This is a genomic window from Humiphilus diazotrophicus (assembly GCF_059726315.1).
This window is the reverse complement of record NZ_AP040870.1, coordinates 2,990,224-3,009,953: the sequence shown is the minus strand read 5'-3', so window position 1 is coordinate 3,009,953 and position 19,730 is coordinate 2,990,224. Positions and strand designations below refer to the sequence as shown.

Sequence of the window (19,730 nt, the reverse complement as noted above, 5' to 3'; positions counted from 1 at the left end):
TTAGCAGTGATCGGAGATCTCTGTAGAGCAAACAATTTTTCTATAAAGAGATGGCACACTTTCCGGATAGCGCTGCGTATACGCAATGAAAGACGATCATTCCGATTCATCCGGAGCGCCATCTCTTGAAACGTTTGCTATTGTTCTCCCTGCTGATACTTGTAGTGTGTCTTTCTGCGTCGTCCCTTGCCCAGTCTACGAATGCAACAATAAGTGGTTTAGTAACAGATCCGTCGAGCAAGTCAATTACAGAGGCGGACGTCATCATCCTGAACGAAGCAACTGGAGTGCGCTATTCAACAACAACCAATCGAGACGGTATCTTTACCGTCTCGATTCTTCCTCCAGGGCAGTATCGGGTACAGGTCTCGAAAGGGGGATTCAAGACCATCATCAAACCCGACATCACGTTAAATGTCCAAACTGCCCTGGAGCTTAATTTCACGCTGCCGCTAGGTGCGACTTCCGAAAGCATTACTGTCGAAGCTGGCGCATCAACAATCAACACAACAGATGCATCCGTCAGTACCGTAATTGATCGCAAATTTGTCGAGAATATGCCTCTCAACGGCAGGAGCCTGCAGAACCTTGTTTCCCTTGCACCAGGTGTAGTCCAGACTCCGCTTCCCTATGGCTCATCAGCCGGCAACAGTGGTGAGTTCAGCATTAATGGGCAGCGGACAGAAGGGAACTATTACATGCTGGACGGAGTCAGTGCCAATGTTGGAACCAGCGTCAACGGCACGTACACAGCTGGCGCTTCTGGACTGCTGCCGAATCAGACAGCACTGGGAACGACGCAGAGTATGGTGAGCGTCGATGCACTGCAAGAATTCAGGATCAATACCTCCAGTTACTCTGCTGAATATGGACGAACACCGGGAGGTCAGATATCCCTGCAAACACGTGCCGGAACAAATGAGCTGCACGGCACTGTGTTCGACTATTTCCGGAATGATGCGCTCGACGCGAACAATTGGTTTAACGATCACTTGAGGCCAGTGGTCAAAAAGACTGCTGAGCGCCAGAATGATTTTGGCGGAACCGCAGGAGGACCAATCTATCTGCCATCCATATACGATGGTAGAAATCATTCCTTCTTCTTCTACTCCTATGAGGGCCTAAGGCTCACGGTTCCAACACCAGCGATTACAACGCAAGTTCCGGATCAGTCCCTGAGACAGTCTGCGGCAGCGTTATCTCCAGTGCTCAACGCCTTCCCCGTTCCCAATGGAAATGAAGTAGCGGGCGCCACGGGGTTGGCTTACTTTACAGGAGCATATTCTCTTCCATCGAGGCTAAACGCGCATAGCATCAGAGTCGACCATACGCTCAAGGAAAGAACCCATCTCTTCGGACGCTATGGGAATTCAAGCTCATACAGTGATAGCCGCTACAGCCGGAATCTCGCGCAGATCACTCGTCAGGAATTTGTTTCGCGCAGTGCGACAGCCGGAGCCGATCATGTTTTTAATGACTGGGCAACGAACCAGATGCGGTTCAATTATTCGTGGACTGCAAGCACCGCTCATGGGCAGATAGATTCGTTCGGCGGAGCCCAAACCTCTACCCTGAGCACCTTTCTCTCGTCAGCTTCGCCGCGCTATTCACAATTTGCCGCGTTTCTTTATTGGGGTACTCATCCGGCTATCGACTTCTCGGAGGCGCGGGTCGGACAGACGCAACTGAATATCCTGGACACGCAGCAGTTCATGATGGGACATCATCTGTTGAAGCTCGGGATCGATTTCCGCCGAATTGAAACTACACAGAACATAAACCAGTTATTCCTGGAAGCCCTGTACTATAGCGCTCAACAGGTTCAAGCAAACAGTACAGGATACGCGTATGGGTTGACTTACGGGGCGACTTCTCCTGCGCCCATCTTCAAGAACTTCTCCGCCTTTGCGCAAGATGAGTGGAAGCTAAACTCCCGGACGACGTTCTCCTTTGGACTGCGTTGGGACGTTAATCCACCCCCAACGAACGGTAATGGACGTATCCCTCCGGTCTTGAACCAGATTTCCAATCTAGCTACTGCCACGATCGCACCTGCAGGAACTCCCGAATGGAACACCTACTACGTTGGGTTCGCTCCGAGGCTGGGGATGGCTTCTCAGCTAAGTCAGAGGAGTGGCTATGAAACGGTTCTGCGAATAGGCGTAGGCAATTTCCTTGATACCGGAAATACGCTGGGAGCAATCGGTTTCACTCAGCTCGGCTTCGCTTCGACGCAACATTATTCCAGTCTGAGCTATCCCTTTCCAGATTTGGTCTATGCTTTGCCTGCCCCATCGACATCTGCTCCATACAACCAGACAGTCGTGGGCTATGACAGGAATCTAAAGTTGCCCTACACTCTTGAGTGGAATCTTTCGGTTGAGCAGGCACTGGGAACAAGGCGTTCTGTCACACTAGGATACGTTGGATCGGCAGGTAGACGTCTGCTGGCAGGAACATTTCAGAACCCTGAATCGATCAATCCGGCATTCTCTCTCGGCAATGGGGCCTATATTTTCAAAAACGGATCCTGGTCAAACTACAACTCTCTCCAGGCTCAATTTCAACAACGCCTAGATCATGGATTGCAGGTGGCTGCTTCGATGACGTGGTCTCACAGTATTGACGACCTCTCTAATAGCTTCGTCAGCTATCAGCCATTACTCAAAGGCGACTCCGATTTCGATGTGCGCAAGAATTTTCAGGCAGCCATTACATACCAGATTCCCGGCGAAAGCAAAGCAAGGATGATCTCCGTAATAACAAGAAACTGGGCACTGGATCTTCGGGCAACCGCCCGGTCTGCCGCTCCGGTCGATGTGTATGGAGACGCATATGTCGCTCCTAATGGAACCGAGCAGTATGCAAGGCCCAACATAGTTTCCGGAGTGCCACTCTATGTCGAAGGATCGAGGGCTTTGATTCCTGGTGGAAAGAAGATCAACCTGAATGCATTTCAGTCAGTGCCGGGTTCTATCGGGAATGCACCCCGCAATTTCCTTAGAGGTTTCGGCGCCAATGAAATTGATCTTGCGGTAAGAAGAGAATTTTCTCTAACAGAAAACTTGCGTGCACAATTTCGCGCTGAGGCATTCAATGTCCTGAACCATCCCAACTTCGGTGCGATTTATAACACCACAGATTATGGAGCCTCTCAGTTCGGCCAGGCATACAACACCTTGAACGTCAGTCTGGGGAATCAGAACGCGTTATACCAGCAAGGTGGCCCTCGATCGCTTCAACTCGCGCTGAAGCTGCTGTTTTAAGACTCAGTTGGAATCAGACCGTTTCATTTAGCGCGTTGCGAGGAAACGAAGCTGATGTCGGTTAGGAAGTGCTCGAGCGTTTTTGGTGTAGCATGCACGTTGTTGCTTTTTCTCTGTTCTTCCCAAAGAGCTGCTGCGCAGCATGCTTTTACGGTAGAAGACTCTATTGCGATGAACAGGTTCAGCTCATTCTCTGGTTCCGATCAAGATCAGCGGCGGGTTGTTCCATCGCCTGATCACAAGTACTTTCTTGTCGAAACCTCCAGAGGCATTCTCGCACGCAACCAAGTTGAATCTACCTTGTGGCTGTTCAGGACTGGAGTCATCAAACGGTATCTTGCTGATGCAGGCGATAACAGTGCACCGGCTCCGAAACTCCTTGCAAGAAATACATCTGTTCCCGTGAGGCCGGCGTATGAGTCTTATTCTCCTGTGATATCGGATGTACGCTGGTCCTCTGATTCCAAAGCTGTCTATTTCCTCGCTCAAAACCCAGCAGGGAACAATGAGCTGTTCAAAGTAGAACTACCCAATAGAAGGAGGACGCGAATCAGCACCCTCGGTGCCGACGTTGTCCAATTTGACATTGCAGGGAACATCATTACCTATACGGCCCGGAGAACGGATGGTCCCGAAAAAGAAAATCCCTGGAGCCCTTTAAAGGCGTTGAATGCAGATGCTGGGGTAGTAACAGGGTTGCGTCTCCAGGACATCCTCTTCCCTGCAAATGCTCATGCATTCGGAGTCGTCAGTCCGATACCAGATCTATGGATATGCAAGAGAAGACATTGTCGCCGTTTGACAAACTATGCGAAGAACGGAGCCATGCGCAGCACGGGGTACATGGAGAATGTATTGTCCCTCTCTCCGGATGGACGGTTTGTCATCCGCCTTCTTCCGGTCCTGAGAGTGCCAGCGGCTTGGAGCCAGTACCGCCCCAAGCAGGGGTTTGAATCATGGCGCATCAATCCACTCGACTCGAAGTTCACTCTTCCCTCCAACCTCTACAGATTGAAAGAATACGAGTTGTTCGACACCAGAACATCCAAGAGTACTGCCCTAATAGACGCGCCGAATGGAACTTCTCTCGCCGAGCTTGATCAGAATCAAGCCGTCTGGTCTTCGGATGGACGGCGAATCCTGCTTGGGAATGTAGCCTTGCCTTTTGTTGGTGTAGCCTCAGCGGAGGCAGAGCGTCGCAAAAATACGTGTGCTGCCGCGACGGTGGATATACCTTCTTTCAAGGTCCGCTGTGTCTCCTTCACTCGGGATACAGGCCCTCTGGATGCCGGTACTGTATCTGCGCGGCTCAGAGACGCCGCCTTTGGATTGAGTCGCGATGAAGTAGTGCTACATTTGAGTCTTCCTGATGGCCAAGGGAAGATTGAATGCTACCAGATTCAGAATGATGGTTGGCGGATCGTGGAGAACTCCGTTTGCGCTTCTCGTGGTCAAATTGCCAATGTGTCCCGTGAGCTCCGAGACAGGGAAAGTGAATTCTCTCTGAAGATCAAAGAAGATCTGAATGAGCCGCCAAAGCTCTGGGCCCGGGAGCGAAACTTGGAGAAAGAGCGCTTGATCTGGGATCCGAATCCACAACTGCGAAAAATGAATCTTGGGAAGGCCATACCTTTTCATTGGAGAGATAACAGCGGCTATTCCTGGTCCGGGGCCTTGGTCCTTCCGGTCGGTTATGTGAAAGGAACCCGCTATCCGCTCGTGATACAGCCTCATGGTGTGCCGGACCACGGCTTCATTACTGATGGCAAATACTCGACTGCCATGGCAGCCCGTCCATTAGCCTCCGTAGGTTTTGTGGTTCTTCAGATGCCATATAGAACAGACCACGCCATGTCGCAACAAGAGGCCTTGGACCAGTTGGCCGGATATCGAGGAGCAATCTCGCAACTCAGCTTTGAGGGAATTATTGATCCAAAACATGTTGGCATCGTTGGCTTCAGCCGTGTCTGCTGGCATGTAGAACAGAGCCTGGTAGAAGACCCAAATCTCTTTGCCGCCGCGGTTCTGGCGGATGGGATAGATAACAGCTATATGCAGTTCAGGCTCTTCGGCGAAAGCAATTCCGCATTTGGCGGGGAGATAGAAAAGACCATTGGTGCTTCACCAGCTGGAAAGGGACTAAGCTTGTGGCTGCAGCATGCCCCAGGCTTCAATTTGGATAAAGTGACCACACCTCTGCTGGTTCAGGCCATTGGCCCGGCATCTGTTTTGATGGAGTGGGAGTTGTATTCCGGCCTTCGACAGCAGAAAAAGACGGTTGAGATGATCTATATTCCCGATGGTCAGCACATCCTGCAAAAACCACTCGACAGAATGGCATCTCAACAGAGCACGATTGACTGGTTTCTCTTCTGGCTGCAGGGCAAAGAAACTCCAGCACTGGCGCGTTGGAAGCACGCGGGAGAACAACGGCACCTTGTAATCCCTGGTACACGCTAAGAGAAGAAACCCGGGCCATACATGAAAACATACGGCCCGGTCGAACACGGTTTACCGTTATTCATCTGCTTCATAGGCAAGGTTGGTCGGCTGAATTCCATCCGAATTCGTTCCAACCTTGGCCATAGAAGTCTGGATGGCTTCTGTCGAGCTATAGGTAGCCACTATTTCAGGCTTCGTATACTTCATGGTCGTTCTCCTTTGCTTCGTATTTCCGTTCTGATAGCGCGGCGGTCGGCTCATCAGCCCGGATCTTGTATGCCACAGAACATGTGGCAAACTCTCTACCTGTTCGCGTACCGGTCATCTCTTGCCTGGCACTTTTCCACCAAAGCTCAAGATGGATTAAGCGGATGACGGCGGGTATCCATTTTGGATCTCCCTCGCGGATTACCGCGAGAACCTTTTGAGAAAGTCCATCGGAAGAAACCAATCCAAGCTCGGCGGCATGCGATCTTTCCAGCAAACGCGAAATGTTCTCAGTACCGTTCCTGAGGGTCGCGAACAGGCTCCGGATTCGATAACCTTTGCGCCTGCGTTCGATAACTGACGCAGGAACGATTCCGTTCATTGCCCGCCGCATTAAGGCTCGTCTGCGGCCGGGTTGTAGCAGGGCCTCCCTTGGGATGCGAAGGAGAAAATCTACTAAGTCGCGATCAAGATATGGGTATCGGTATTCATATCTTCGGATTGAGCCAGAGCGAAGGTGTGGAAGTGTCTCGGTCATGTTCCACCAGGTCATTCCATTCGCGATTCGGCTGGGTCGGAATCTGAAAGACTTCAGTGTCGGAAATGCAGGAAAAGGCGATTCAAAATGCAGCGACTCGGGAGCACACCACGGCGGAAGCGGAATGGCATTCGAATAGGACCAGGAATATTGGTCCCAGATAAATCGTGCAACCTGGGCGGTCATTTCGAGAATGGGCGTGCGATCGATCAAACACCACGCAACCATCCTTCTGAGGAATTGAACCAGATTGCAGGAAACCAGATAATCTGCAAGTTCGGGAACTGGGGTCGGAATCCCACCTAATAGTTCGTCTCCACCAAACCCTGCCAGGATGACACGATATCCCTTATGGCATGTCACATTTTCGAGCTGTAATTCATTTGCGTAGGTGTTTTGATCGGAACCCGGAACGAGGTAATGGATTGGAGCGGCCTCGAACTTCTCACTGAGGAGAGGGAGCTGCAAATGGATCCCGGTCTTACCTCGCTGCTGCTCTACTGCTGAGAAATATGGCACCTCATTCCAGCTTGGATCGTTATCGTCATAAAAAGAAATCGTATCGAGAAGTTCTTCGTGAGTTGTTTGCTCTTTCCTTCGGATCTGATCGGACATGCAGACAATCGAACTGGAATCCATGCCGCCACTGAGTTGAGCAAGGATTGGAACTCCCGGTCCAATTCGCCGCATAACCGACTGACGAAAGAGTTCACCAAATTGTGCGGCGTATTCGTTACCGTCGGGGTACTCTATTTCTGTTTGTGCTACCCACTGCCAGTGAGGGCTGTACCTCGACTTCCCATTGTGAAAGACGAGATAGTGGGCAGGCCGCACAGCCGTGATTCCCTTGTAGGGAGTCAATTCACTGACAGGCTGACAGGAGAGATAACGTGATAGGTAGTCCTTATTGAGCTCTGGAGTCACAGAGTCAGCAAAGAAGGTCTCAAGGAATGTGGACCAAAAAACAAGTGAGCCTGTCTGCCGGTAATACAAACTTCGGCTGCCGGCGTGATCCCGAGCGAGATAGAGTGATTGGTCCCGTTCGGACCACAGTGCCAACGCCCAATCGCCGACGAGCTTCTGAAAGCAATCTTCTCCCCATTGCTTAAACGCACACAGAATGATTTGGGAATCAGGAGTATCGCTTGATGGAATGTCTAATTCCGCACAAAGATTTGCATGGTTATCGAGTCTTCCATCGAGAATGAGCATACTGCCATACTTGTCTCGAGCTACAGTCGTTTCGAGCTCAGAACGCAGATGCGTGTAATAAGGCTGACACCCAAAACCAACGTGCTTGTGAACATGTGTGAATAGGCCATCCGGGGCATAGCGGCGTGTAGCTTTTGCAAGGTGCAGTAGCTCCTCGTTTAGGCAGCGACTTCCATGAGGTTTGAGTAGCCCGAATATGATGCTCATAGAGGATTCCGCCCTTCAGTAGCGCCCCAGCACTTGGTACATATCAAGCAAGTACGGCTTGTCATTAACAATCTCGCTTTTTACCTCGGTCCATGCGTGAGTTTTGAATGGAAGTATCTGTGCTCCGATCACCATCTCAGCTTTATGACCATACTGTCTCAGCAATAGTGTGGTTGCCGCAGAACGCTGAAGACATAGGACTCGCCTGAAATAAAAAACACATGCAAGGTCGATCGCACGGCAAAGGCTTTCGATCGAATGGAAGGTTGAGTTGTGACCTGCTTTGACGTCCTCCCTTTGCACCAATTGGCGCAATCTCTCGAAATTGTGAGAGCGTATCGGAAGCTCGAAATAGAGGAGCAATAGCCAGCTTTTCAAAATAAGCATTGCCATGCATGTCTCCTGAGAGATATTCACTACAGGTTCCAAAATCCTTGGCTTAATGACTGATGGAGTGCTCGGCGAGCAAGACCAGGTAGTTCTCTATACGAGCGCGCCGTATGAGAAAACTCCCTGGCCTGTCACCGACTCGTTGAGAGCCCGGACTATCTAAAAAGAAGATGTTGAAGCGCGTTAGGCGCATAGTGCTTTTCTCAACGACATATTATGAGCCTCTCTATCCAGGTGCTTCGCAAGAACCCACGCGCAGTGTTGCATGTGCCAATCGTGCCTCTTTTCGCTTTGCAGCCAGTTGCCGCGTCCATAAAGATGAGACATGATGGCCAATATCGGCGCCAGGGCAAATGCCTTCCGTATTTGTTCCATGGTGAGAGCGTCTGCCCACTGATCTCGATAGACATCTCTCAACAATGACAGTTCCGGGTCGGGATAGCCTTTTGAAAGCAGGGACAAGAGATGTTGAAAGGTCAGGAACGGATTGCCGATGTACGCCTCAGCCCAATCCGTTACGACACATTCGTTGTCGCGCACCAGAACGTTCCCGCGATTGATGTCGTTGTGAATGATCGAATCTGGTATATCCAGATCGATCATTGCCGCACATGCATCTTTGAGAATTCTCCCAATCTCCTGCAGGCGATGCTCAGGAAGAACTGTCTGCCCTATCGCCCTTTGTCTCTCCATCACCTCGACGAGATAGTTGATCATCGCATCTACCTGGGACCTCATAAGTTCGAGGCGTTGATCAAATGCACCGGCGGACAGCAGTTCTTCAATATGGTTTGTGGTGGCCCTCTGTATTCTTGCCAGTACCTCTACTGCTCGACGGTGCAACGCTGGGTGCATCTCGTCAGACAGTGCTTTGCCGGCATCTTCCATTACCCAAGCATTCCAGTCATCACGCGTGGCAACGAGCAAAGGCAGACCTTTATCGCAAAGGCTGGCAAGAAGACGTGTGACAGCGAACTCATGGGTGTTCGGTGTGCCTGTAGCCTTCATCCAATAGGCCTGGTTCCCGTAAGCAGGGAAGCGTATCAGCGCAAAATCTGCGCTGGCGTTGTATTGCTCAAACCTCCCCGTGAGCGCAATCTTCTCTCCGATTTCCCGCTGTATCCATGCACGGGCCTCGTCAATCCATCCCATTCGTTGAAATGAGTTGCGGTTGTTTCGACTATCAGCGAGCATGGATTCAACAAGTGCCCTCTCTTCTTGAGATATCTCGCTGTGAGGAATCTCATCTAGAGGTATCGCAAGAAAATCATTGGGTACGTGCTGACTTCGGACTTCTACGATGATTGCCGGGGTATCCATACCATTCGAAAACGCGAAATCCAAAATGGTAATCTCGGCACCCAATATCTTTTCGATTGCTTTTTGCGCTTGCTCAGTGATTCGTATTTCACGGTTCACTGAGATACGTGGTAGGCAGATACCCACGAGGCCGTGCTTTGCTAACATGAGGCGTGTCTCGACATGAATCAGTAAAAGCCTGTATAGATCCTCATGCACTGAACGAATGGCTGAAGCCATGGGGTCCTCCGTCAGCTAGCCAGTAGATGCCTTTGTGCAAGTTGGCTGAGAAACGCCTGAACGTCGTTGCTTACAAGCGTGGGATCGGCGCCAGTCTCGTTGGCAAGCCTCTGAATGATTTCTTCGATTGGAGAACCTTCTTGGAGCGCCCTCCAGATGTACCCTCCAGTGGTATTGAGGGCATACATCAGATCATGCTCGCCGTCGAGAATAACTGCTCCATCTGGAGTAACAACGGAGCGAAGGTGCGTAGTGGGGAATGACATACGTATCGCCTCGCGATGCCAGAATGGAAGATCTCAAGTCTGGTGATGGGAAGAGTAAGGTAGAGTTCCAAAATAAAAAACAAGAAAAATTCTTCACCGCCATTTTTATCCCTCTTGAGACAAAAACAAACATAGTTAGCGACGTGCATTGCATCGCTGGCAGTGCAATTTAAAAGGGCGTTTTGGCCAAAATAATCCGCAGAGGTGCAGAAGGGCAGACCTGCAACAGAAAATCACAACGGAACTGCGACCCCAATAACACGCCATAGTGCTTGTATTGTGTTCCGGCGAAATATCATCGGGCGCAGAGATGCTGCTGAAGGGTGAGGAATGAGAGAAATATTAGGTCCGTCTGTTGCGAGATATCCGCAGAATATTCTGCCCTCAGATCGAAGAGCGAATAAGGGGCGCTCCCAGTCATGGCGATAACGATCACCATCGTCGAACGTTCGGGATTTCTGCTCCTCTAAAACAACAACCGAATGCGGAGGAATGAATGGATCAAGCCCTTTGAACCATTCGCTTTGATTAAGACAAAGTATCCGATGTCCCCAATTCCCGAGATCTGGAATAGCCATCGAAAGCAACGTGGGCCATTCTCCCCACCGATTGAAGATTGGTTCCCATTGCGCTCTGGGGCGCGGGCTCTCCGCTTCAGGGCGGATTGATGGCAAATCGAGATAACTTTCAATGCCCATCAGCGTTCTATAGGAATAGCGATGGGTATCGTCAGCCCAAAGTCTCAGGCTACGAAGTACGTCTGAGAAACGAAGAGAGTTGATGAGTGCCAGAGCAATCAGGCCACTTGTGTGGGGGATTGAATCGGTTTCACTCTGATACCGGATAAGGGTTCGATCACTAACATCTCCGCCGAGCGCTTCCATCAAGATCTCATTGTCCCTCTTGATGCGAGAATTTGTTTTCCCGTTCTGCTGCAACGAGCTGATAAAAGCTCACATGCTCCCAGGGCAGGATCAATGGAGTAAATCGATGAATATCTATTTCCTGTTCACCATCGTGCGGATAGAGTGGAAGACGCACGCCGAAGGACCTGACTCTGCCCACAATATGAATCTCTTGGGGATAGCGAAACTCGCGGGGTCCCCTGTAGTCGCGATCGGAGGTGGTAAGAATCAATTTTCCTCGTTCCACGACACAGCTACAGCAGAAATATGCGCTGCCGTGTTGAAGAAAATAGATCTTTGTCGGATCTGGATTCCTCCGTTCTTCCGCGTTAACTAGCTCAATCGCTACAAACGCGCCGGGAGGGATTTTGGGCATCGCTAAAGTGTGATTGGTACCGAGCTGTGCATACACGAATCCTTGTCGCTGCCAGTGCGGGCCGCTAATGGACCGTATGGTGATTTCGTGTTGCCAATTTACGATGGCCTCCGAGAGCAATGAGCTCCGGCGAAACACCTCAGGCTTTCCGAGATCTCCAGGTAGATCCACCTTGCGATCTCGATAAAAGGGATACGATTCGACGAAGCGGGTAATATCTCCATTGAGACGAAAGTCCAGCTGTCGCATCTGATCGAGACGATAGCCGAATACCCTGAATGCTCCGCCCAGAGTGAGCGGAAGACGCAAAGATAGACCATGCAATTGCCGGGGAGAAGGTATGGAGCCAAATTTTTTCAGATTCTTGATTAAACTTGTGCTTGCACCATCGTCATTTCCTCGAAAACGACTCCTGAATTCCCCCGGTGCTTCTCGGAGCATCGAAAACAACTGTGAGAGCACTTCGGCAGCATGTTGGGACGGCACTGGTTCATACACGTTCACCCAACCTTCCCAGAAGACAATCTGGAAGTAGAGAGTTGTTTTATGCAGATCGGGAAAAAGGGTATTGCTACAGCTTCTTGTTACTTTGTCTCTATTAAATGATTTCTCCGGACCTAAAAGTCAAGAGAGAACTGATTCTTAGACTGCACTCGAACCCGTTGGTTACGAAAATATTCGAAGCCTGAACAGGCGTCGTGTCCCATGCCGACACATTTAGGGCGGAATTGGTGTTCCAAGGATACAAGCTGCGAGCCACGCTCCTGGGCGCGCACAGGGCTGCTCATATGCGCACTCCCTCATGAGGTGATAGATATATGCGGCCGGACCAGAATTTCAACATACCATTTCGAACCCAACAGCTTGTGGTGCTCGCCGCACAAGCTGGAGGCTTTCACAAGGCAGCGAAGAAGCTAGGCGTCGATAGCTCGATCGTTGTCCGGAGTATCGACAAATTGGAAAGTGACCTTGGCGTGAAGATCTTCGAGCGGGACCGTAACCGCTTCGAGGTCACGTCTGCCGGTAAATATTTTGTCCGGGAAATTCAATCTGCACTCGACCATGCCGAACGAGCATGGGATTTAACGAAGTATCATGCGCACTTGGAGCATGGGCCTTTCCGCCTTGGCTATTCTGGCTACGTCCACAGTCGATTGGTTTCTGCTTTACACCGTCTGGATCTACTGTCTGGAACAAGTAGGAGCGCTCCAGAACCAACAGGTCAACAGGAACAGAATAATCCGATATCCAGTGCTGAGAATTCCGAATTGAGGATCGTTCTGGAGAGTGGCTCTACGATTCAGTTGGTGGAAGATGTTTTGCATGGCAAGTTGCATGCTGCCTTTGGCGTGCAGCCTGTCCTGGATGATGATCTCTGGGTAAGGCCGATCGCACGTGAGTCATTCTGCATTGGCGTATCAAAGAATCATCGCTTCTCAAAGCAACAGTCGATTTTGGCAAAGGAACTGGATGGAGAGACAGTTTTCTTTGTGCCAAGGGCGATACATCCCAGGTTTTACGCCAATGCAGTCGAGTACATCGAAAGCACTGGAGCCAAACCAATCTTCCGGGAGGTGTTGTCATTTACGCATGCGGTGGAGATCGTGGCTTACAACTTCGGAGTGGCACTACTACCCCAGTCTGCTTCGAGACATTCCCATATGGGGGTTATCTTCAAACCGGTAACAGACAAATTGCTCTGGATTGAGACTGCACTATTTCTTCGGAACGACCAGCGTTCAGGCAGGATTCAGGAGATCCTCCCAAATGTGCTGTCCATGATTCAACTGAAGTAACTTTGGAGGGGTGTGATTGAGTAAGGGATGAGTACGCTAGGAAGGCTCATCCCTTTTTATTGGCGATAGCAGAAATGGGAAACTCTAGCTGACGGGAACGATGACTCCACCTCGTGAAGCTAGAGTTCAACATTCGATTCCGTAGTCCCGGAGAATACCTTTGAAAGCATAGTGACGGCCGCCATCTCCATAAATTTCAAAGCCGAGCAACTGCTTCTCCGAGTTTGAGAGGTTGTTGCGGGCATTCCAGAAGTCGTCGTTTATTTTTGCCTCGGCATTGAGGAGCGGCGTTAGGAGTTTCTCAAGTTGGTCTTCCGTCAAGAACTTCAATTTCGCAAAGGTATCGTGATGCTGTTGGACCTCTCCAGCATAGGTAACAGTGTAGGCATTGGGCGGCCCAACGAACCGCTCTATCTCAGGGGCCGAATCCAGAGCGTTGGCGATGTGTGTGCGTAGCGTCGGGTAAAAGAAGAGGACGTTCCGTTTTCGTGTCAGACGAAGAAAAGCGCATTCGACCTGATTGAGAAGAGGTAGATTGCCATCCTTGTGCCTCTGCAGAAATGTCTTTGCTTCTGCTTTCGCTACCGGGTCGGGTGTTTTCAAGAAGAGCAGGGCGACCACATGGAATGATTGCAGCTTGCGGAAGATACTTTGACGGTCAAAATCATCAGTGAGGCGTTTAAGAATTTTACTGTGTGAGTCTCCAGATTCGAAACTCTTCGAGAAGACGAAGTGAGCCTGTGTGCGGCCAGGCATAGCAGGTTCATCCATTGTGGCAAGGGTAGCGTCGAGGTCCAGACTTTCCATGTATTCGAGCCAGTTCGCGGTCTCTCGGTCCATGCCTTCCACATAGAGCCTATTCACTGTCTTTTCGATTCTGGAAACATTCTCACCAATGTTGACACCGATTCGCTTGATGAGGGCAGCAGGGTAGTCTTTATCGAGGCTGGACATACAGAGCTTGTCGTACATCGCCTTGAGCTGTTCCTCAACGCGATGTCTGACCTTGTCCACAGCGAGCAGTTCATAAATCTCCGTCCACTTGCTCAAGAGTTCGTTAACTCTGAACTGAAGAATCGGCTGATACATCTCTGTTTCCAGGAACACCGAACCGTGTGCATCAAAAACGGAGGAGATCAGACCATTGGTCACGAAAAGATATGGGGCTTGGATCTCCGGGTGGATGCAGTACTGAAGGCCCTGAACGAGGTACGGAGGCTCAAAAGGGTCAGGAACATCCTTCGGTGACTTAGCCTCGATCACCCAAAACATCTTCTTCCTGATCGTAGGAATGTAATCAGGGTTATAGTGCTTTACTCTCCTCGCTCCCTTCTCGACGGGGGGATAACGGAGCTTGAAGGATGTGCCGCGATCTCCGTGGCGTCGAACCTCATAGTCCTTGTGCGTTTCATATCCGAGGCACTCCAACAGCGGAGTGAGGAAATTCGATTCAACGAAAGGTTCACCTCTGTCATTGAAGTCGAGCAGTTCAAGCCTCTTCAAGCGTTCTTCGACACTTGTCATGACGGTTTCGCCTCACCGTATAAGTCCCTGAGGGCTTGTGCATGTTCGGGCGTGATACTGTTTCCGATCATTCGAAGATAATCCATGAACTCTATTCGATTATTCAATGAATAAAACCGATCCATCATATGCAGACAGTCACGGCAACGCCGTGAATATCTATTCCCGTCTATCGTCAGCACGCCGAAGGTATCGTACCCGCACTTCGGGCATGTCTTATATGGCGGTATTATGAAATCTCTTACGCTAAACGTCTTTTCGGTCATTGCGTGGATTCTCGATAACGAGCATACAGCCCAGGCAAGCGTCTACGCGTTCTCCTCGGGCGTTACGCGGCGGTCTTCCCCCAACTGCTTCATCTCCCGCCCAAGAGGTGGGCTTCGCCTCACGAAATGCGTAGGTAACTCACTCACCACCTTCAAGCTCGGGTGGCCAGAAGAAACCAGCTTCCATCTTCGGGCTGCGAGGCTCACCATCTGGCCTTCCATGCCACATGCGCAATTTTTCTATTTCGTTGAGCAATGCGAATGCCGACTTTCTGCGTAGCGGGTCGTGTTGCATCATCTCCATGAGCCGGCTTCGGATTGCGTTAGAATTGCGTGGCAACATCGTGACCGCATTGGATGAACCGGGATAGGGCCGATGCTCCACGAAGGTCTCCTCAAGGTTCTTGTGCAATTCATACGAGGCGCCTCCGGCGACGCCGTCTCGAAGCAGTTGCAGCGACGCCAGCAAGGCATCGGTTGTACCGAGATTCGCTAACACCTTTCCGAGCACGACCGCATACGTGACTGGAACATTCTCTTGAGCCAAGTCAAACATTCGCTGCCGTACTGACGCATCACGCTGCGCCAGCTCGGTGAGTCTGCGAACGAGTCTGCCGTCGTGATGACGGATCAGCTCGTTTGATAAGGGCGGTAGAGTGGGATCAATGAAACTCAGAAGCAGGTTGCGAGCTTCCTGGGAATCAAACTGAGCGACTGCGTCTACCAAGTCATTGCCCAAATATTGAACGCGCACACTATCGCTGGCAAGTTCTCGTAGTAGCGCCACCGCATCGGGGCAGCGGGTGTGCCCCAATGCCTTTGCCAGCCCCCGCGCACCTTCCATCGACACAATCTTTTCCTCAATCAGGTGCCGCACCCGTTGGATGCTCGCACTCTGGTCTTCGGTGAACAGAACAATACCAATAACTTGCGACATAAGGCTTGATTCCTGGGAGTTCCAGTGATGGGCTCGGACGTGTTCGATGATCGGTTCGACGATCTCCCAGGTCTTCTCGGACGGCAAAACGACTCCCTGCATTAACAGAGCTTCGAGTCCGTGAATGCGGGGCCAAGCATCGTACAAGTAAACTGGTTGTGTGGATGCGCGATATGTCCTCAGCCTTGAATGCTCGATCTGTGGGTAGCTCAAGATCTCCAAAACCAACTCCGCGGAAGCTTGCCCATCCAATTCCGCCAATACAATGGCAAGGTGTTTCAGCCGCCCGTTGAGTCCAGCGGGTTGGAGCTCCGCTGCTCGCTCAGCGACTAGAGTCTCGATATGCCGCCTCAATACGGCAGCTATTTCGGTTCGTCGCGGCTCTACAAAAATCGATTCTGCTTCACCTGTTCTGGCTTTCCAAACAACGCTGAAGTCCTTGCTTCGCATTGGCCAGCTTCTCGCCCGTAAGAGTGGTGAAGGACGTTCAGTTAGAGCTAGTTGGAAAAGACCCCATGCAGCATCATGTTCGTAATCGGGAGCCATCAAGAGCCGAATCAACAAGTCTCTGGCGGCGTCGGAAGCCAAATGAATCATTGCCTGGACATACCATCCCGTCCAGCTCATCACAGCTCCGTTTCCTTGCTTGCTACGGTAATCTGCTGCCCGTGCCAGCCGACCGGTTCGGACTCGCTCGATATCAGCCTCGACCAAGCGCTCGATTGTAGCCAAGTCGGAGAGTTCGCCGACCTGAGCCATGACCGTAGCGAAATACCCTTTCAACTGTCCGCTGAAGTCATTCTGGGCGAGTACAGTTGGCATCGCTGCATTGAGACAATTGCGCAACGCCTCGCGGACTTCTGCTGATAATCCCTCCCGGAGCGATGTATTGTCTCGTCCGACTAGATGGAAAATCTCGGTCACGACTTCGATCTGCACTGCGTCAGCCCTACCGCCGATTTCCTGCAGAATGCCATTGACGACCGGGTTTGGTGGCATCTCTCGCAGCAGGTCCTCCAATTGTCTTGCAAGCTTTGCTTCTACCTGCTTATCATCACCGGGTTTGCTGGTGGCGATGATCGGGACCAGCTCGCAGATACGACGAAACAGACATCGTACGATTTCGCGATCCGCGAATTTGCGGAGCAGCGGGATGATGCCCGGCACTCTCATCTCAGTGAGATCATCACTGGTGGCTCGATTCAGAAACTCGTCGCGCTGGGCTTCGGTGAGCCCGTCGACAAGGTCGATCCAACCGTCCGGGCGAAGTGCTCCTGCCAGTAGGTTCTGAACGACCCATGCCGTTACCCACTGGGAGTCCGCCCTCTTTAGCATCTCTATTGTGACCCGGAGTTCCCGGCCCTGAAGATCGCGACTCTCAAGTTCTCTGACTTGGTCGACTTCCAGTTGGGAGAGCGACTCTTTGAGTTCGTCGACGAAGCTCTCATGACCGAAGCTCGCGGCCTGTCTCCACGCCAGAAACCTGTCGAGAGGTGCAGTTGCATAGTTTGCCGCGGCGACATAACTCTGCAAAGCTCGGGGATGCATTGATGGCGGCAACTCGCTGGCGTACATCCGGGCGATCAACTCCTTGAAGTTAGCGTCGTCCAACGTCTGCGAGAAACGGGATATCTCGTCCGGTGACATCCCCCACCAGACAAACGACAACAGATTTTTTCGGACACCAGGGCTCGGGTCCTTCATGGCAAAGGCGACAACTTCAGCGGGAGCTGGGCTTCTTTGCATCATTTCAGCAACGAAACTCGCCCTGGCGTTTTCGGGCCACCGACTTACCGTCTCCTCCCACGCCGTGCCGAGGCTGGCGACCTCGAATGATTCGCCTGTTCGATACGGCCCAAGCTGAAGGTTGGTATCTTTAGAGGACAACAGTGGTTCCAAAATGTCCCTGAAGTCCTCTGACCCGCTTGCCACCATGCCGGCCACAGCGATTTCTCTGTGTTGTCTGAAAGAACTCTGCCACAACTGGCGAAGACGAGCGCTCAACGCCTCCCGTATCAATCCCCAGACCTCAGAACCGCACAAGCGAGCCAGTTTAGCCGCGAAGGCTGCATCCAGCGGCAGCGCCATCTCCACAAGTGCCTGTCCCATCGCTACCGCATTGGGAAGCGGTTCATCCTCGGTGTGTCGCCCGATGAACTCCGTCAGCATCTCGACCGGCTGAGTCCAGGCAGGCTCATTGACATAGCGAGCAGCGAAGTCATCTCGCCCCGTTCCCGTCGTCACAATTTCGACCAGCTTCCGTTTCAGGTGAAGTGCTGCAAATAACTCTTGGAACTGCTGGTGCAAAAACGTGTAGGTTATCTCCGGGTACGTCGACCGTTCAAGTACATGATGGGAGCACAGCGCCGTCAAAACGATGCCTGGATCTGGCATTGTACCCAACTGTCCAGTGTCTTGAAGGACACGCGAACACACACTAATCTCTCGGCGAGCCGCCGCTTCCGGGAGTTGAACGCCACCGCCCGTAACCAGAAAACTCCCGAGTCTCTCCAGGAAGGCACGTCCCAAACCCGAAAGAGGAGCATTTGCGAGAGCGGTCTGATGGATTTCCGAATTCTCCATCATCTGAGTGACGGCGTCCAGAACGCCCAGGCGGCTGGTGGGGATCTTCTTGCCGGACTGAAAGAGGGAGACCACCTCGGCCAAAATCATCGGCGTTCGGGTTAAGTCGTCCAAGATACGGTCTACACGGAGCTGCTCGTTGAGGGATGCGGCGGCGGCGCCGAGGCGAGCGCGAACGTAGTCACCTCGTTCCTGTCTTGTCAGTGCTTGAATCTTGAAGCGAGAACTCCCGGGAAGAGGAGGAGCGATTGGATGCGCGCGGGTAGCGACCGCAATCCCCGCACCCGCGAATGAGCATTCTAGGTCGCGAATCATGCCCGCCGCAGTTGCTGATTCTGAAACCGCAAGCTCATTCCATCCGTTGAGAAGAAAAATGATGTGCCCGGTTTGGCGGATACGGGCCAAATCACTGGCCGTTACATCGCGCGACTGGAACTCTGGCGTTCCTGAGATGAACTCGAAGACCCCAACGTTCCGCCGCACCCAAGCCGGAAGGTCGATCAGGAAGGCGAGCTTGCCCTGGATATGCTGCTCGCGGGCCAGTTGGATGAGCGTGGTGGTCTTTCCACGACCGGCAGGGGCCTCGAACACGACTCGATGGCTTCGCGAAAGGAGATCGTGCAATCCAGCCCGTTGTTGTACCTCCTGGGTCTCCGCACCCTTCTCGTCCAGACGGAGTAACCGCAGATCGATGACGGGATTATCGCCCAATCTTCGCGACCAGTTTGCAATGATCTCTCCATTGGCGGCAAGAGTGCGTTGAATGAGAGCTTCGACCGTTGGTTCCTGCGGAGGAACTGCAATCCCGAGATGTTCGGCGCACAGACCGATGTTATCCGGTACTTGGAGTGTCGAGATGATCTCTTCTCGCGACATCACGATCAGATCCCAGCCGTACTCTTTCTTAATCTCTGCTTGCCACTTCTCGACGGCGAAGTTCGACACTTTGCCGGAGGTGACAAAGACCAATATCTGCAGGTCGGAAAAATGCGGCTTTGCGCGCTTGGCGTCAGTCTGGATTTTCTCCAGTTCGGGAGTAATTGATGAGGAGAGGCCCATGCCTACATGCAATGGCGATAGTATTGCCGGTGCGTGAGCGTCGAGCCCAAGATCCCACTTCCTCTCGCAAGCGATCAGTTCAGGCCACCTGAGTTTTGCCAAGACGACGGCGAGTCCCTGAAACCGCATGCCCCCTTCGTCAGAGGCAATTGCGTCGAGCGCATGTTCGATCGCGACACGGGAAATAGACATAGGACTCACTGGACGCTCGTGGTTG

General features: G+C 51.9%; 12 protein-coding genes. 3 read left to right on the top strand and 9 right to left on the bottom strand.

Annotated elements, in window-relative coordinates; genetic code table 11:
- Positions 1-125 precede the first annotated feature (125 nt).
- Positions 126-3,266, top strand: coding sequence for a TonB-dependent receptor (locus AC6I7T_RS13025; RefSeq protein ID WP_497793892.1), 3,141 nt, complete (start codon positions 126-128; stop codon positions 3,264-3,266).
- A 171-nt stretch (positions 3,267-3,437) separates the two neighbouring features.
- The gene (locus AC6I7T_RS13020; RefSeq protein WP_497793891.1) at positions 3,438-5,726 is read left to right on the top strand and encodes a prolyl oligopeptidase family serine peptidase; all 2,289 of its coding nucleotides are present in this window, start codon (positions 3,438-3,440) and stop codon (positions 5,724-5,726) included.
- A 57-nt stretch (positions 5,727-5,783) separates the two neighbouring features.
- Here AC6I7T_RS13020 and AC6I7T_RS13015 read toward each other — a convergent pair whose 3' ends face one another.
- From AC6I7T_RS13015 to AC6I7T_RS12985, 7 genes are all read right to left on the bottom strand, one after another.
- Complete coding sequence (locus AC6I7T_RS13015) at positions 5,784-5,915, bottom strand: hypothetical protein (RefSeq protein WP_497793890.1); 132 nt, start codon at positions 5,913-5,915, stop codon at positions 5,784-5,786.
- Positions 5,896-7,872 (bottom strand): asparagine synthetase B family protein, encoded by a 1,977-nt coding sequence (locus tag AC6I7T_RS13010; RefSeq protein ID WP_497793889.1) that lies wholly within the window; start codon positions 7,870-7,872, stop codon positions 5,896-5,898. Before AC6I7T_RS13010 ends, AC6I7T_RS13015 begins: the two co-directional genes overlap by 20 nt.
- A gap of 15 nt (positions 7,873-7,887) precedes the next feature.
- Positions 7,888-8,265, bottom strand: coding sequence for a lasso peptide biosynthesis B2 protein (locus AC6I7T_RS13005; protein WP_497793888.1), 378 nt, complete (start codon positions 8,263-8,265; stop codon positions 7,888-7,890).
- A gap of 180 nt (positions 8,266-8,445) precedes the next feature.
- A complete protein-coding gene (locus AC6I7T_RS13000) occupies positions 8,446-9,801 on the bottom strand; it encodes a phosphotransferase family protein (protein WP_497793887.1) in 1,356 nt (451 codons plus the stop codon).
- A gap of 11 nt (positions 9,802-9,812) precedes the next feature.
- Positions 9,813-10,067: a PqqD family protein gene (locus AC6I7T_RS12995; protein WP_497793886.1), complete on the bottom strand. Its 255-nt coding sequence runs from the start codon at positions 10,065-10,067 to the stop codon at positions 9,813-9,815.
- Between the two features lie 233 nt (positions 10,068-10,300).
- Positions 10,301-10,951 carry a hypothetical protein gene (locus AC6I7T_RS12990; protein ID WP_497793885.1) on the bottom strand — a complete coding sequence of 217 codons (651 nt, stop codon included), beginning with the start codon at positions 10,949-10,951 and terminating at the stop codon, positions 10,301-10,303.
- A 7-nt stretch (positions 10,952-10,958) separates the two neighbouring features.
- Positions 10,959-11,852, bottom strand: a complete 894-nt coding sequence (locus AC6I7T_RS12985) for a hypothetical protein (protein ID WP_497793884.1) — start codon at positions 11,850-11,852, stop codon at positions 10,959-10,961.
- 314 nt (positions 11,853-12,166) lie between these two features.
- Here AC6I7T_RS12985 and AC6I7T_RS12980 point away from each other — a divergent pair, with 314 nt between their 5' ends.
- On the top strand, positions 12,167-13,144 hold the full coding sequence (locus AC6I7T_RS12980) for a LysR family transcriptional regulator (protein WP_497793883.1): 978 nt from the start codon (positions 12,167-12,169) through the stop codon (positions 13,142-13,144).
- Positions 13,145-13,270: 126 nt separating this feature from the next.
- Here the strand turns inward: AC6I7T_RS12980 and AC6I7T_RS12975 are convergent, their stop codons facing one another.
- Positions 13,271-14,668 (bottom strand): hypothetical protein, encoded by a 1,398-nt coding sequence (locus AC6I7T_RS12975; protein WP_497793882.1) that lies wholly within the window; start codon positions 14,666-14,668, stop codon positions 13,271-13,273.
- Positions 14,669-15,073: 405 nt separating this feature from the next.
- Positions 15,074-19,705, bottom strand: coding sequence for an NACHT domain-containing protein (locus AC6I7T_RS12970; protein WP_497793881.1), 4,632 nt, complete (start codon positions 19,703-19,705; stop codon positions 15,074-15,076).
- Positions 19,706-19,730: the final 25 nt, after the last annotated feature.

Coding starts and splice junctions, on each gene's coding strand:
- AC6I7T_RS13015 (WP_497793890.1), bottom strand. CDS start 5,915: ATGAAGTATACGAAGCCTGAAATAGTGGCTACCTATAGCTCGACAGAA.
- AC6I7T_RS13020 (WP_497793891.1), top strand. CDS start 3,438: ATGAACAGGTTCAGCTCATTCTCTGGTTCCGATCAAGATCAGCGGCGG.
- AC6I7T_RS13010 (WP_497793889.1), bottom strand. CDS start 7,872: ATGAGCATCATATTCGGGCTACTCAAACCTCATGGAAGTCGCTGCCTA.
- AC6I7T_RS13000 (WP_497793887.1), bottom strand. CDS start 9,801: ATGGCTTCAGCCATTCGTTCAGTGCATGAGGATCTATACAGGCTTTTA.
- AC6I7T_RS13005 (WP_497793888.1), bottom strand. CDS start 8,265: ATGGCAATGCTTATTTTGAAAAGCTGGCTATTGCTCCTCTATTTCGAG.
- AC6I7T_RS12980 (WP_497793883.1), top strand. CDS start 12,167: ATGCGGCCGGACCAGAATTTCAACATACCATTTCGAACCCAACAGCTT.
- AC6I7T_RS12990 (WP_497793885.1), bottom strand. CDS start 10,951: ATGGAAGCGCTCGGCGGAGATGTTAGTGATCGAACCCTTATCCGGTAT.
- AC6I7T_RS12995 (WP_497793886.1), bottom strand. CDS start 10,067: ATGTCATTCCCCACTACGCACCTTCGCTCCGTTGTTACTCCAGATGGA.
- AC6I7T_RS12975 (WP_497793882.1), bottom strand. CDS start 14,668: ATGACAAGTGTCGAAGAACGCTTGAAGAGGCTTGAACTGCTCGACTTC.
- AC6I7T_RS12970 (WP_497793881.1), bottom strand. CDS start 19,705: ATGTCTATTTCCCGTGTCGCGATCGAACATGCGCTCGACGCAATTGCC.